We start from the raw sequence: 14,204 nt of genomic DNA on the forward strand, positions 1-14,204 counted from the left end.
TGAAAGATGTCAGTCATGGATCATGAATGTTCAAATTTCAGTTATGACCATCATTGACATCGATGCTTAATGGGAAGTTGAGGGGAGATATTGATTTTGACCCTAGAGTTGGAATTCGACAGAAAAACAGCCATAGATTTGAAAGCTTAAGCAGTAGTTAGAATAGTCGACTGAAGATGGTCTTATGGCTAGTGTAGAGGTTTTAAATGATTGATCTTAATAACTAGTGTTCATATATGAATGATGTCAGTCATGAATCTGCAGTGTTCAAATTTCAGTTATGACCATCATTGACATCGATGCTTAATGGGAAGATAAGTGTTGGCTTAGATTTTAATCCTAGAGTTGGAATTCGACAGAAAAACAGCCATAGATTTGAAAGCTTAAGCAGTAGTTAGAATAGTCGACCGAAGATGGTCTTATGGCTAGTGTAGAGGATTTAGATGATTGATCTTAATAACTAGTGTTCATAGATGAAAGATGTCAGTCATGAATCTTGAGTGTTCAAATTTCAGATAAGGCCATCATTGACATCGATGTTTAATGGGAAGATGAGGGTAGATATTGATTTTGACCCTAGAGTTGGAATTCGACAGAAAAACAGCCATAGATATGAAAGCTTAAGCAGTAGTTAGAATAGTCGACTGTGGATGATCTTATGGCTAGTGTAGAGGATTTAGATGATTGATCTTAATAACAGTTTTAATAGATGAATGATGTCAGTCATGGATCATGAATGTTCAAATTTCCGATATGACCATCATTGACATCGATGCTTAATGGGAAGTTGAGGGGAGATATTGATTTTGACCCTAGAGTTGGAATTCGACAGAAAAACAGCCATAGGTATGAAAGCTTAAGCAGTAGTTAGAATAGTCGACTGTGGATGATCTTATGGCTAGTGTAGAGGATTTAGATGATTGATCTTAATAACAGTTTTAATAGATGAATGATGTCAGTCATGAATCTGCAGTGTTCAAATTTCAGATATGGCCATCATTGACATCGATGCTTAATGAGAATTTGCGAGTAGACATAGATTATGACCCGAGAGTTCTGACTTAAAATTTAAGTGAAGATTTTTAATGAGTTTCGAATTGACCGTAACTATAGAATAGATACAGAACTTGAGTCGGGGAAGTTATTGAAATGAATACATACGAAAATCGGACCATCATATAGGTTGAATGTAAAAACAGTGTGAGATCTCTCAATGATGAGTAGGAATAAGCTGTAAATTCCTAATTATTTTAACTGGCTATGCCTATGTAGCAAGCACAGGTAAAGGGAGTTTCAGCTTATTCTTTTCATTTGGTTAGAGATCAATATTAAACCAAACGAAGTTTATATTAACCAAATGAAATTGCCTTTTAAATATTCCGGACTAAGCTGACCCAATAAATCCGGAACGCAAAAGAGCGGATATAACTGGATGGCATGGCAAAGAAACATGACAGTCCGGCAGATATTGACTCAGGTAGGCAAAAACAAGGAAAAGAGATCGAATAGGATCAAAATACCTGCTTATTTGAATAGATAAGCTAATATTTATCCGGACCATGTTGACCCAGCTGAAAAATAATCCGGACCATATTGACCCACCCCCAAATATTGGGGGAATTAATCCGGACCATATTGCCCCCCTTGTGAGTAGTTTTTGTTTTTTTATTTACAAATTATTACAATATGTAAATCAAAAATGATGGCAGGAAAACCAAGGACTATAAGTAAATACTATTTATGTCATCATAAAACGTAATTCGTATAAGCCTTGAAAGGACGACATAATCAAAAAAATAAACCTATTATGATAAACAAAGGGTTGAATGTATTGCGATACATTCAACCCTTTATTTTATATCAAAAAATGATTAGAAATTGATAAGCTAATATCTTATCCTTGACCATTCATTATTTTAGCCATAGTCTCACCGATATCAGCTGGAGATTTAACCACAGTAATACCGCATTCTTCCATGATTCTCATCTTGGCTTCTGCAGTATCATCGGCACCACCGATAATAGCACCTGCATGTCCCATAGTACGACCTTTAGGAGCTGTTTGACCTGCTATAAAACCAACGACAGGTTTATTGCCATTCTCTTTATACCATCTTGCTGCATTGGCTTCAAGATTTCCTCCGATTTCACCGATCATTACAATTCCTTTGGTTTCTGGATCATTCATAAACAATTCAATGGCATCTTTAGTAGTTGTCCCAATGATAGGGTCCCCGCCAATACCTATTGCTGTAGAAATACCCAAACCAGCTTTTACTATTTGATCTGCAGCTTCATAAGTCAATGTACCAGACTTGGAAACAATACCGATATTCCCTTTTTTGAAAACAAAACCTGGCATAATACCTACTTTCGCTTCCTCTGGTGTGATAACTCCTGGACAGTTAGGACCTACTAATCTACAATCGAAATCCTCAGCATAGGCTTTGGCCTTTACCATATCTTGTACAGGGATACCTTCTGTGATAGCTATAATAGTTTTGATACCAGCATCTACTGATTCCATAATAGCGTCAGCAGCAAATGCAGGGGGTACAAAAATAATAGATACATCAGCACCAGTCTCAGTAACGGCATCCGCAACTGTGTTAAATACTGGACGATCTAAATGCGTTTGACCTCCTTTACCTGGAGTTACCCCTCCTACCACATTTGAACCATATTCAATCATCTGGCCAGCGTGAAAGGTACCTTCGGTTCCGGTAAATCCTTGAACTATAATTTTTGAATTTTTATTGACTAATACTGACATATGGATTAATTCTTTTCAATAATGAAGACATCTTCATCACTTTGTTTTAAAAAATATTTTTCTCTAGCGTATTTCTCAAGATTACTATTGAGGTCGTCTCGAGCTTCTTTTGCCCGCTCAATCTCTTCTTCATAATACTTTTGATCCTGCTCCAATTGACTAATCTCTTGAGACAATTCCCACTGTATCAACAATCTATTCTTATCAAAAAATAACATCCACACTCCAAAAGCCAAAATAGCCAAAATGTATTTATTAATTAATACTGGAGGTATTTTATCAATTAGATCTAAAAAGCCCGAATACAGTTTGCGTATCATAATGGTGAAATTTCCTCAATATAAGAAATATTCCTTTTATCCCAATAAAGCTTTTCCTAAATAGATACCACTGCTACCTAACTCTTCCTCAATTCTTAACAATTGATTATATTTTGCAATACGATCAGATCTTGAAGCTGAACCGGTTTTAATTTGTCCCGTATTCAAACCTACTGCTAGATCGGCTATAGTAGTATCTTCTGTTTCTCCACTTCTATGACTCATCACACTGGTAAAGGCATTAATAGTCGCCAAATTAACAGCATCAATTGTTTCTGACAATGAACCTATTTGGTTTACCTTAATCAAAATGGAATTCGCAGAACCTTCAATAATTCCTTTTTCCAATCGATCCACATTGGTTACAAATAAATCATCTCCTACCAATTGAACATTCTGTCCGATAGCATCGGTCAATTGAGACCATCCTTTCCAATCATCTTCGTCAAGACCATCTTCAATTGAAAAAATTGGGTAATTATCCACCCATTCTTTCCAATACCCCACCATCTCCTCAGAAGTCAATTCTCGATTGTCTGATTTGTGAAATACATATCTTTTCTTGTCGGCATCGTAAAACTCAGAAGCTGCCGCATCCATGGCGATATAAATATCTTCTCCCGGTACATACCCAGCTTTCTCTATTGCTTGCAAAACGATTTCCACCGCTTCTTTATTAGACTTAATGTTAGGAGCAAATCCACCTTCGTCTCCTACATTGGTAGAGTATCCCTTGGACTTCAATACTTTCTTTAAGTTGTGAAATACCTCAGTTCCCATTCTAAGTGCTTCGCTAAATTCATCGGCACCGATAGGCATAATCATAAACTCTTGAAAGTCGATACTGTTATCAGCGTGAGAACCTCCATTAAGGATATTCATCATAGGTACTGGCAATATATGTGCATTTACACCTCCAATATATCGATACAAAGATTGTGAAGATACTGATGCTGCTGCTTTAGCTGCTGCCAAAGAAACACCTAATATTGCATTAGCACCCAACTTAGACTTATTAGGAGTACCATCCAATTCAATCATTATCTCATCGATATATCGCTGTTCGGATACATCTACTCCGATCAATGCTTTCCCAATTTCGTCTTCGATATTGCCCACAGCGGTCAATACCCCTTTACCCATATATTGAGTATCATCGTTATCTCTTAACTCTACTGCTTCGTATTTACCGGTTGATGCCCCAGATGGTACAGCAGCTCTTCCCCAGTGACCACTTTCAGTGAATACATCTACTTCCACTGTTGGATTTCCTCTTGAATCCAATATTTGTCTAGCTTTAATATCAATTATGGCACTCATAAAGATTGGTTTTTATAATTTAAAATTTCATTGATAAATTGATCGAATAAATATCTGGAATCGTGTGGTCCAGCAGAAGCTTCAGGGTGATACTGTACTGAAAAAGCATGTTTTCCAATAATTCTAATCCCTTCGATTGTCTTGTCATTCAGATTTTGATGAGTAATCTCGATCTTATCCAAGTTCGCGTTTATTGCATCTGGACTAACTCCAAAACCATGATTTTGACTGGTAATTTCTCCCAATCCAGATTTTGTATTAATTACTGGGTGATTCACACCTCTATGACCGTGATGCATTTTATAGGTAGGTATACCAGAGGCTAAAGCAAATAATTGATGACCTAAACAGATACCAAAAGCAGGACGTTCGTCATCGATAAGAGCTCTTACCACAGGAAATGCATAATCCATTGCAGCAGGATCACCAGGTCCATTGGATACAAAGAATCCATCGGCTTCCCAAGCCATAATCTCTTCTAACGGAGTTTTCCCAGGAAATACTTTTAAATAAGCTCCTCTCTCTGCCAAACACTGTAAGATACTGCGTTTAACACCGTAATCTAATACGGCAATTTTTATAGTTGATTCTGGATCACCAACAAAATATGTATCTTCTGTACTTACTTTTGATGCCAATTCCAAACCGTCCATATTGGGCACGGCCTTCACCAACTTTAATAATTCTTTCTCATCTGAAATCTCTGAAGATATAATAGCATTCATAGCTCCTTCAGTTCTTATTTTTCGAACCAAAGCTCTAGTATCTATATTGCTAATACCTACAACTTGATTTTTTTCAAAATAATCCTGAAGTGAACCATCTCCGAGTTGTCTTGAATAATGTTTGCTAAAATTACGACAAACAAAACCAGAAATCTTAACGCCATCAGATTGATCATCTTCGGCCATACTTCCATAATTTCCTATATGGACATTGGTACTTACTAGAATTTGACCAAAATAAGAAGGATCAGTAAATACTTCTTGATATCCAGTCATCCCTGTATTAAAACAGATTTCCCCACTAGTAGTTCCTTCAATACCAATAGATTGACCTTTAAAAATTGTCCCATCTTCTAAAATCAAATGAGCTACTTTAGGTGCAGTTTGTATATTCATAGATATTTAATTCTCTCTTTTAATATGAACAATCATTCTCGTTCTCACAAAATTCATACAAATATAAACAAAAAAAAAGCCGGTAAAAACCGGCCTTAAAAAATTATTCTTCTTCTTTAAGATTATCAACCACAGTCGGTGCAGCCGCTGCAGCAGCTTTAGCACCACCACCACTTCGACGGCTTCTCCTTGTCTTTTTCTGACCTGGAGTATTTCCATCTTTCAAATTGTAATCAGTGTTGAAATCCACAAACTCTATTAATGCCATTTCAGCACCATCACCTTTTCTAAAACCGGTTCTAATCACTCGTAAGTAACCCCCAGGTCTATCAGCAATAGCTGTTGAAATTGGACCAAAAAGTTCTTTAATGGCTTCTTTATCATTAAGATAACTGAAGACTACCCTTCTTGAGTGAGTAGTATTAGTTTTTGATTTAGTGATAATAGGCTCAGCATATTTTCTCAATGCTTTTGCTTTGGCCAAAGTAGTATTGATTCTTTTATGGGTAATCAATGCTATTGCCATGTTCTTTAAAGTAGCCGCTCTATGCGATTTATTTCTACCTAAATGATTGAACTTCTTTCCGTGTCTCATCTTTATTACAATTTATTTTCTTCGCAACACTGAGCAAAACTCTAAGTAATTGCAAATAATATTTTAATTAAAATTTAATCTTCGTCAATTTTATATGAAGACAAATCCATACCAAAAGTTAGATTCTTAGTATCCAATAGTTCTTCGATTTCAACCATTGATTTCTTACCAAAGTTTCTAAACTTCATCAATTCGTGCTCCTCATACCTTACCAATTCTCCAAGAGTATTGATCTTAGCCGCTTTTAAACAATTGTATGCTCTTACTGAAAGATCGAGATCTTCCAATGAAGTTTTCAACAATTTTCTCATGTGCAATACATGCTCATCGACTATATTATCATCAGATTTGGAATCTGTTTCGAAAGTAATATTCTCATCAGTTATCAATAACAAATGCTGAATCAATATCTTAGAAGCTTCTTTTATAGCATCTTCGGGATGAATACTTCCATCGGTCTTGATTTGAATATTTAATTTCTCATAATCCGTTCGTTGACCTACACGAGTATTCTCGATACTGTATTGAACATTTTTTATTGGAGTATAAATAGCATCCACTGGAATCACACCAATAGGTGCATCTTTTGGTAAATTCTCCTCAGCAGGAACATAACCTCTTCCCTTAGTTACTGTAAACTCAATTTCCAAGTTTACAGAAGGATCCATTCTACATATATGTAGATCGGGATTGGTTACTTTAAATACATTCGTATGATCTTCAATATCACCAGCTTTGAATTCTTCTTTACCTTTAATCGTTAGGTAAATTTTTTCTTCTCTTAAATCTGGATCATCGATTTTCTTCTTAAGTCTAATTTGCTTAATATTTAATACGATTTCTATTACATCCTCTACCACCCCTTTGATCGTACTAAACTCATGATCTACACCGGCGATTCTTACAGCTGAGATTGCAAAACCTTCCAACGACGACAACAATACTCTTCTCAAGCCATTGCCTATAGTCTGTCCAAATCCAGGCTCTAATGGCTTAAATTCGAATTGACCATCGTAATCATCGGCTTTTTGCAATAATATTTTATCTGGTTTCTGAAAATTAAGCAGGCTCATAAAACGTTTTTTAAATTAGCTTAAACAATGAAAGGCAAAGGCACGAGCCTTTGCCAATAAATCCTATAACCTTTAATTACTTAGAGTACAATTCAACAATCAATTGCTCATTAATATTTTCAGGAATATTATCTCTTTCAGGTCGAGTTAAGAAACTACCCTCCATTTTCTCTGGATTCCATTCCAACCAAGGGAATTTTCTAACATCAGCCTTTGCATTAACCGTATTTACAATTACATCCAAGCCTTGTGACTTACCTCTTACAGTAACTACATCACCGGGTTTTAATTGACAAGAAGGGATATTTGTCACTACACCATTCACCACTATGTGTTTATGGGTAACCAATTGACGCGCTGCTCTACGAGTAGGAGCAATTCCCAATCTGTATACAGTATTATCCAATCTTGATTCCAACAATTGAAGAAGAACAGCACCTGTTACTCCTCTAGATTTATTAGCTTCTTCAAACAAGTTTCTAAATTGACGCTCTAATACGCCATAAGTATATTTTGCTTTTTGCTTCTCCATCAATTGCATAGCGTAGTCAGACTTCTGCTTTCTACGTTTTCCATTCCCGTGTTGTCCAGGAGGAAATTTTCTACGCTCAAAATATTTATCAAATCCGAACAAAGATTGTCCGAATGCTCTTGATTTTTTTGTTTTTGGTCCAGTATATCTTGCCATTAGAAATTTTCTTTACTTTATTTTATATAAGATTATACTCTTCTTCTTTTCGGAGGTCTACACCCATTGTGTGGAAGTGGGGTAACATCTGTAATCTTTCTTATCTTAATACCCAATCCATCGATAGCACGAATGGCAGCTTCTCTACCAGCACCAGGACCTTTTACAAAAACTTCTGCTGATCTCATGCCCGCATCATAAGCCACTTGTCCAGCATCCGCTGCAGCAATCTGCGCTGCATATGGAGTATTTTTCTTACTTCCTCTAAAACCAGCTTTTCCAGCAGAACCCCACGAAATCACAGAACCCGCTTTATTGGTCATCGTTACAATTATATTGTTGAAGCTCGCTTGAATATATACATATCCTTCCGGCTCTACATGTAACTTCTTTTTCTTTTTAACTTTTGCCATAATCCTATATATCTAATAATAAAATAGATCTAATTTCTATTTAACAGCTTTCTTTTTATTAGCAACTGTTTTCTTTCTTCCTTTTCGAGTTCTTGCATTGGTCTTAGTTCTCTGACCATTTACAGGTAGTCCTCTACGATGACGCAAACCTCTATAACTGGCGATATCCATCAAACGTTTAATATTCAATTGCACTTCAGAACGCAATTCTCCTTCTACCTTGAAACCATTTTGGATGTAGTTCACTATCTCACGAATATTATCATCAGTCCAATCTTGAACTTTAATATTCTCATCCACTCCTACTTCACTTAAGATTTCTTTAGCTCGACTTGGACCTACCCCGTATATGTACGTTAATGCTATAACGCCACGTTTGTTTCTAGGTAAATCTACTCCAGTTATCCTTGCCATAATAAATTATTTTAACCTTGTCGTTGTTTAAACTTAGGATTCTTTTTATTAATGATATATACCCTACCTTTTCTCTTCACGATCTTACAATCTGCAGATCGCTTTTTTACTGATGCTTTAACTTTCATATCTTTTACTTATATCTATATGTAATTCTCCCCCTAGTCAAATCGTATGGCGACATTTCTACCGCCACCTTATCACCAGGCAAAATTCTAATATAATTCATTCTCATCTTTCCCGAAATTGTAGCTACTATAAGATGGTCGTTTTCTAACCTAACCCGAAACATTGCATTTGACAACGCTTCTTCAATAATTCCATCTTGTTTTATAAGTCCTTGTTTAGCCATAAATTTTTTGATTCGGAGTGCAAATATCGTTCTTTTTAATTAGAAATCAAGTAGATTTATATTATTTTTTATATTTTCTTCGACTTTAGCGTGACTAGACAGAATATCTGCCTGATCTACTCCCACTGCAATGGTATGTTCAAAATGTGCTGAAGCTAAACCGTCCCTAGTGCGAATTGTCCAACCATCATCATCTTGATATATATCTTTCTTGCCGAGATTTACCATAGGTTCAATGGCTATTACTAAGCCTTTTTGCAATCTAATCCCCTTTCCTCTCTTGCCATAATTAGGCACCTCTGGAGCTTCATGCAAATTTTTACCCACACCATGTCCAACCAATTCTCGAACGATACTATAACCGTGCTCACGTTCCGTCACTTCTTGTATCCGAGCTCCTATATCTCCAATTCTATTACCGATAATGGCCTTTTCTATACCTTTATAAAGAGATGCTCTAGTCACTTTTAATAACTCCACCACTTCTGGCGTCACTTCTCCTATAGCAAAAGTATATGCAGCATCACCATAGTATCCTTCCGAAACCGATCCACAATCTACTGATACTATATCACCAGATTGAAACACATAATCACCGGGAATACCATGAACTACTATATCATTGTACGATACACATAGTGTTCCAGGAAAACCACCATAACCTTTGAATCCAGGTACAGCATTGTGATCTCTTATCACCTGCTCTGCGGCGGCATCAATATCTAAAGATGTCAATCCAGGTTTCAAAATAGAGGCTACATGAGCTAATGCTTCTGAAACAATAAGACAGTTTTTTCTTATTAACTCAATTTCTTCCTCTGTTTTGTACTGAACTATTTTACTCATACTATATACTCCTACAAATCTGATCCAATGGTCTGCATTGAACTACTTCGACCTTTAATTTTACCAGATTTAACCAAACCGTCGTATTTACGCATCAATAGATATGATTCTATTTGCTGTAAAGTATCTAAAACTACACCTACTATAATTAATAATGATGTCCCTCCAAAGAAATATGCAAACATTTGATTCACACCAAACAATTGGATAATAGAAGGCAATATCGCAATGGCACCTAAAAAGATAGAACCAGGAAGAGTCACTCTTGTAGTCACTGCATCAATAAAATCTTGTGTAGGTTTACCGGGTTTTACACCAGGAATAAAGGCATTTTGTCTTTTTAAATACTCGGCATATTGTTTAGGATTAACCAACAATGCAGTATAGACATATGTGAATACTACTACGAGTATAAAATATACAATGTTGTAAGGAGCAGATGAAATATCTGTCAATTTGGCCATTATACCTTCATTACTTGTTGTTTGACCCACTACATACTGAGATATAGTAGATGGTAAAAACATCAAAGCTTGGGCAAAAATGATTGGCATTACACCAGCCGCAGCCACTTTTAATGGAATATAATCTCTCGCTCCTTGTACTGGTATGTTACTACTTCTACCCACCATACGTTTAGCGAATTGAATAGGTATTCTTCGCACACCCTGTACAATCAATACACTGGCCATAGTTATAGCAAACAATACGGCGATTTCAATGACAAAGAACAACAATCCTCCACCAGCCATTTGGCTAGTAATCTCAAAGAAAAATGCTTGTGGTAGTGTTGCGATTATACCGATCATTATCAAAAGCGATATACCATTCCCAATTCCTCTATCGGTAATTTTCTCACCCAACCACATTGCAAAAATGGTTCCTGAAGACAAAATAATGATATTAGAAATCCAGAAAATTGATTCAGCTAAATGTGGATCGATAGCTCCTTGACTTTTAATCCAACTAAGATATGCTCCTCCCTGAACCAAGGTAATGGCCAAAGTAAGTAATCTAGTTATTTGACTTAATTTTTTACGCCCAGATTCACCTTCCTTTTGTTGTAACTTTTGAAAATAAGGAACTGCAAATCCCAAAAGTTGAACAATAATCGATGCCGTTATATAAGGCATAATCCCCAACGCAAAAAGAGCGGCTCTGTTAAAGCCACCTCCTGCAAATGCGTTAAGCATACTTAATATATCTGTTGGTGCTGAATTAGAAGTTACTGCTTCTAAAACTTCTCTATTGACACCAGGTAACAATATAAAGCTACCCAATCTATAGACACCCAATATCAAAAGTGTAAAAAGAATACGATCCCGCAACTCTTTTATCTTCCAAATATTCTTAATTGTAGTAATGAATCGTTTCATATACGTAGTTATTCATAAAGTTTTGCAGAACCTCCTTTAGCTTCGATAGCTTCTTGAGCAGCTTTAGAAAAAGCGTGGACATTTACTTCCAATGCAGCAGTTAATTCTCCATTAGACAAAATCTTCACTTTCTCTGTTCGTTGAATATATCCTTTTTCTTTAAGAAAAGGTACATCTATAGTTGTTACACCAAATTTATCAGCAATAGCCTGAACTTCAAAAAGATTAAATACGTTGTACTCCTGTCTATTAGGATTTTTAAATCCTCTTTTAGGCAAACGCATTTGAAGTGGCATTTGCCCACCTTCAAAACCTCTCTTACTTTTGTAACCAGATCTAGACTTAGCACCTTTGTGACCTCTAGCAGCTGTACCACCTTTACCACTACCTTCACCACGTGCAATTCTTTTTCTCTTTTTTACCGATCCTTTTACAGGCTTCAAATCATGCAATTCCATTTCTTTACTATTTTTAGATGGCTAATTACTTTTCTACTACTTCGACCAAATGCGCAACCTTATCGATCATACCTTTGATGTTGCTATTTAATTCATGCTCCACAGAAGCATTTATTTTTCTTAACCCAAGTGCCTGTAAAGTAGCCTTCTGCTTTTTACTTCTATCTATCGCACTTTTGACTTGTGTAATCTGTACTTTAGCCATTTGTTTGTTGTTTCAATTTTAAAAATACCTTCTACCAGATATAAAAGAAAATACTATCCTTCTTTATGAAAAAGCTGATCAATGGTCAAACCTCTTTCCTTCGCGATGGCATATGGATCTCTAAGATTAACCAATGCATCAATAGTCGCTTTCACTACATTATGTGGATTTGAAGATCCTTGTGATTTTGACAATACATTGTGTACACCAGCGATCTCCAACACTGCACGCATAGCACCTCCGGCAATTACACCGGTACCATCAGCTGCTGGTTTGATCAAGACTTTTCCCGCACCAAATTTTCCTTTTTGTGTATGAGGAATAGTACCATTTAACAATGGAAATTTAATGAGATTTTTCTTAGCATCTTCTACAGCTTTAGCGATACTTTCAGATACATCTCTAGCTTTACCTAAACCATATCCTACTACACCTTTTCCGTCTCCCACTACTACCAATGCAGAAAAACTAAAAGTACGTCCCCCTTTGGTAACCTTAGCTACCCGATTAAGGCTAACTACTTTCTCATTTAATTCAGTCGCTTCTGCTGGATTTACTTTGTTGATTGCCATCTTTGACTATTGTAATATTTACTTAAAATTTTAGTCCACCTTCTCTAGCACCTTCTGCTAGGGACTTAATCCGACCGTGATATAAATAACCACTTCTATCAAATACGATAGACTCTATGTTGGAAGCTTTCGCTCTTTCAGCCAAAAGTTGACCTACAGCTTTCGCTTGATCTACTTTATTGCCTGTTGATTCAAAACTCTTCTCATTGGATGAAGCTGCAACCAAAGTTACTCCTTCGCTATCATTAATAATCTGACAAGAGATACCCTTATTTGATCTATATACAGCCAATCTTGGTCTTTCAGCTGTTCCAAAGGTACGTTTTCTAGTCCGAGCCTTAATTCTAGTTCTTCTCCCTACTTTCGTTAATTTCATTATACTACCTTTTTGTAGTTATTGATTATTATTTCGCTGCTGTTTTACCAGCTTTTCTTCTTACATATTCATCAGAATATCTGATACCTTTTCCTTTGTATGGTTCAGGTTTTCTAAAGCTTCTGATTTTAGCGGCTACCATACCTAGAAGTTGTTTGTCACAACCTTCTAAAATGATTGCTGGACTCTTTCCTTTTTCAGTCGTAGTAGTTACTTTCAATTCATCGGGAACATAAAAGTAAATTGGGTGAGAATAACCCACTGCAATCTCCAATAAGTTACCTGAATTGCTCACTCTAAAACCTACACCGACTAACTCAAGTACTTTTTTGTACCCTTCAGAAACACCTATCAACATATTATTGATCAATGCATTTGACAGACCGTGTAATGCTTTATGTCGAATCTGTTCAGTAGGTCTAGCTACTTGAACTGTCTTTTCATCGATAGAGATCTCTAAGTCCGTGTCAATTTGTTCTGACAATTCTCCTTTTGGTCCCTTTACTTTAACCAAGTTTCCTTTGGAAACCTCGATCTTAACATCTTTCGGTATTTCTAAAACACGTAGTCCTATCCTTGACATAATACAATAATTTGAATCTTATTTTAATATACGAAACACAATACCTCTCCACCCAAGTTTTTACTTCTGGCTTCGTGATCGGTCATCAAACCGTGTGAGGTAGAAATAATAGCAATGCCCAAACCATTAATTACTCTAGGAATATCGCTTGCTCCCTTATATATTCTCAAACCTGGTTTACTCACTCTTTTAAGTGATTTAATCACAGGTTCGTTGTTCGTTTTTGAATATTTCAATGCAATACTGATGGTACCTTGTTGTCCTTCAGCTTCGTCGAATTTGTAACGATATATAAAACCACTGTTATATAACACCTCAGTCATTCCCTTCTTAACCTTAGATGCAGGAATAGTCACTACTTTATGACCTGCCATCTGGGCATTACGAATTCGAGTTAAATAATCTGCTATTGGATCTGTTACTGCCATAATTTAATTAATTTTTAGAATTACCAGCTCGCTTTTGTTATGCCAGGAATCTTACCATTTAAAGCCATTTCTCTGAAAGTTACACGATTGATACCGAACTTTCTCATATATCCTTTGGGTCTACCAGTTAATCTACATCTATTGTGCAATCTAACAGGTGAAGAGTTCTTAGGCAATTTATCCAAAGTTTCCCAATCTCCTTCTTCTTTTAATCTCGCTCTTAAATCGGCATATTTATCAACCAATCTCTGACGTTTAACTTCTCTTGCTATTAATGATTTCCTAGCCATT

Annotated in this window: 20 protein-coding genes; all 20 read right to left on the reverse strand. The window is 36.1% G+C overall.

The genetic code is table 11. The features are described from left to right. Positions 1 to 1,894: 1,894 nt before the first annotated feature. Positions 1,895 to 2,773: a succinate--CoA ligase subunit alpha gene (gene sucD, locus LVD51_RS07555; RefSeq protein ID WP_236970603.1), complete on the reverse strand. Its 879-nt coding sequence runs from the start codon at positions 2,771 to 2,773 to the stop codon at positions 1,895 to 1,897. A gap of 5 nt (positions 2,774 to 2,778) precedes the next feature. Then, on the reverse strand, positions 2,779 to 3,093 hold the full coding sequence (locus LVD51_RS07560) for an FtsB family cell division protein (RefSeq protein WP_236970604.1): 315 nt from the start codon (positions 3,091 to 3,093) through the stop codon (positions 2,779 to 2,781). 36 nt (positions 3,094 to 3,129) lie between these two features. Next, the gene (gene eno / locus LVD51_RS07565; protein WP_236970605.1) at positions 3,130 to 4,413 is read right to left on the reverse strand and encodes a phosphopyruvate hydratase; all 1,284 of its coding nucleotides are present in this window, start codon (positions 4,411 to 4,413) and stop codon (positions 3,130 to 3,132) included. After that, entirely contained in the window at positions 4,410 to 5,534 is a 1,125-nt protein-coding gene (gene carA, locus LVD51_RS07570; RefSeq protein WP_236970606.1) for a glutamine-hydrolyzing carbamoyl-phosphate synthase small subunit, read from the reverse strand. Before carA ends, eno begins: the two co-directional genes overlap by 4 nt. 103 nt (positions 5,535 to 5,637) lie before the next feature. Further along, positions 5,638 to 6,129, reverse strand: a complete 492-nt coding sequence (gene rplQ / locus LVD51_RS07575; RefSeq protein ID WP_236970607.1) for a 50S ribosomal protein L17 — start codon at positions 6,127 to 6,129, stop codon at positions 5,638 to 5,640. A 74-nt stretch (positions 6,130 to 6,203) separates the two neighbouring features. Next, positions 6,204 to 7,202, reverse strand: a complete 999-nt coding sequence (locus tag LVD51_RS07580) for a DNA-directed RNA polymerase subunit alpha (protein WP_236970608.1) — start codon at positions 7,200 to 7,202, stop codon at positions 6,204 to 6,206. A 76-nt stretch (positions 7,203 to 7,278) separates the two neighbouring features. Continuing rightward, the gene (rpsD, locus tag LVD51_RS07585; RefSeq protein ID WP_236970609.1) at positions 7,279 to 7,890 is read right to left on the reverse strand and encodes a 30S ribosomal protein S4; all 612 of its coding nucleotides are present in this window, start codon (positions 7,888 to 7,890) and stop codon (positions 7,279 to 7,281) included. A gap of 32 nt (positions 7,891 to 7,922) precedes the next feature. Continuing rightward, on the reverse strand, positions 7,923 to 8,303 hold the full coding sequence (rpsK, locus tag LVD51_RS07590) for a 30S ribosomal protein S11 (RefSeq protein WP_236970610.1): 381 nt from the start codon (positions 8,301 to 8,303) through the stop codon (positions 7,923 to 7,925). A 36-nt stretch (positions 8,304 to 8,339) separates the two neighbouring features. Then, positions 8,340 to 8,717 carry a 30S ribosomal protein S13 gene (gene rpsM, locus LVD51_RS07595; RefSeq protein ID WP_236970611.1) on the reverse strand — a complete coding sequence of 126 codons (378 nt, stop codon included), beginning with the start codon at positions 8,715 to 8,717 and terminating at the stop codon, positions 8,340 to 8,342. Positions 8,718 to 8,728: 11 nt separating this feature from the next. Next, the gene (ykgO, locus tag LVD51_RS07600) at positions 8,729 to 8,845 is read right to left on the reverse strand and encodes a type B 50S ribosomal protein L36 (protein WP_236970612.1); all 117 of its coding nucleotides are present in this window, start codon (positions 8,843 to 8,845) and stop codon (positions 8,729 to 8,731) included. A 5-nt stretch (positions 8,846 to 8,850) separates the two neighbouring features. Beyond that, entirely contained in the window at positions 8,851 to 9,069 is a 219-nt protein-coding gene (gene infA / locus LVD51_RS07605) for a translation initiation factor IF-1 (RefSeq protein WP_236970613.1), read from the reverse strand. A gap of 39 nt (positions 9,070 to 9,108) precedes the next feature. Next, positions 9,109 to 9,906 (reverse strand): type I methionyl aminopeptidase, encoded by a 798-nt coding sequence (gene map / locus LVD51_RS07610; RefSeq protein ID WP_394803162.1) that lies wholly within the window; start codon positions 9,904 to 9,906, stop codon positions 9,109 to 9,111. 20 nt (positions 9,907 to 9,926) lie between these two features. Then, the gene (secY, locus tag LVD51_RS07615) at positions 9,927 to 11,291 is read right to left on the reverse strand and encodes a preprotein translocase subunit SecY (RefSeq protein WP_236970615.1); all 1,365 of its coding nucleotides are present in this window, start codon (positions 11,289 to 11,291) and stop codon (positions 9,927 to 9,929) included. Between the two features lie 8 nt (positions 11,292 to 11,299). Then, complete coding sequence (gene rplO / locus LVD51_RS07620) at positions 11,300 to 11,749, reverse strand: 50S ribosomal protein L15 (protein ID WP_236970616.1); 450 nt, start codon at positions 11,747 to 11,749, stop codon at positions 11,300 to 11,302. 25 nt (positions 11,750 to 11,774) lie between these two features. Next, positions 11,775 to 11,954 (reverse strand): 50S ribosomal protein L30, encoded by a 180-nt coding sequence (gene rpmD, locus LVD51_RS07625; protein WP_236970617.1) that lies wholly within the window; start codon positions 11,952 to 11,954, stop codon positions 11,775 to 11,777. 53 nt (positions 11,955 to 12,007) lie between these two features. Then, on the reverse strand, positions 12,008 to 12,526 hold the full coding sequence (gene rpsE, locus LVD51_RS07630) for a 30S ribosomal protein S5 (RefSeq protein ID WP_236970618.1): 519 nt from the start codon (positions 12,524 to 12,526) through the stop codon (positions 12,008 to 12,010). Between the two features lie 22 nt (positions 12,527 to 12,548). Further along, positions 12,549 to 12,902, reverse strand: coding sequence for a 50S ribosomal protein L18 (rplR, locus tag LVD51_RS07635; RefSeq protein ID WP_236970619.1), 354 nt, complete (start codon positions 12,900 to 12,902; stop codon positions 12,549 to 12,551). A 28-nt stretch (positions 12,903 to 12,930) separates the two neighbouring features. Beyond that, on the reverse strand, positions 12,931 to 13,485 hold the full coding sequence (rplF, locus tag LVD51_RS07640) for a 50S ribosomal protein L6 (RefSeq protein ID WP_236970620.1): 555 nt from the start codon (positions 13,483 to 13,485) through the stop codon (positions 12,931 to 12,933). A gap of 23 nt (positions 13,486 to 13,508) precedes the next feature. Further along, complete coding sequence (gene rpsH / locus LVD51_RS07645) at positions 13,509 to 13,913, reverse strand: 30S ribosomal protein S8 (protein ID WP_236970621.1); 405 nt, start codon at positions 13,911 to 13,913, stop codon at positions 13,509 to 13,511. A 20-nt stretch (positions 13,914 to 13,933) separates the two neighbouring features. Then, positions 13,934 to 14,203 (reverse strand): 30S ribosomal protein S14, encoded by a 270-nt coding sequence (gene rpsN / locus LVD51_RS07650; RefSeq protein WP_236970622.1) that lies wholly within the window; start codon positions 14,201 to 14,203, stop codon positions 13,934 to 13,936. Between the last annotated feature and the right edge of the window lies 1 nt (position 14,204).

Origin of the sequence: Membranihabitans marinus (genome assembly GCF_021729155.1) — a bacterium.
Taxonomy (GTDB): Bacteria; Bacteroidota; Bacteroidia; order Chitinophagales; family Saprospiraceae; genus Membranihabitans; species Membranihabitans marinus.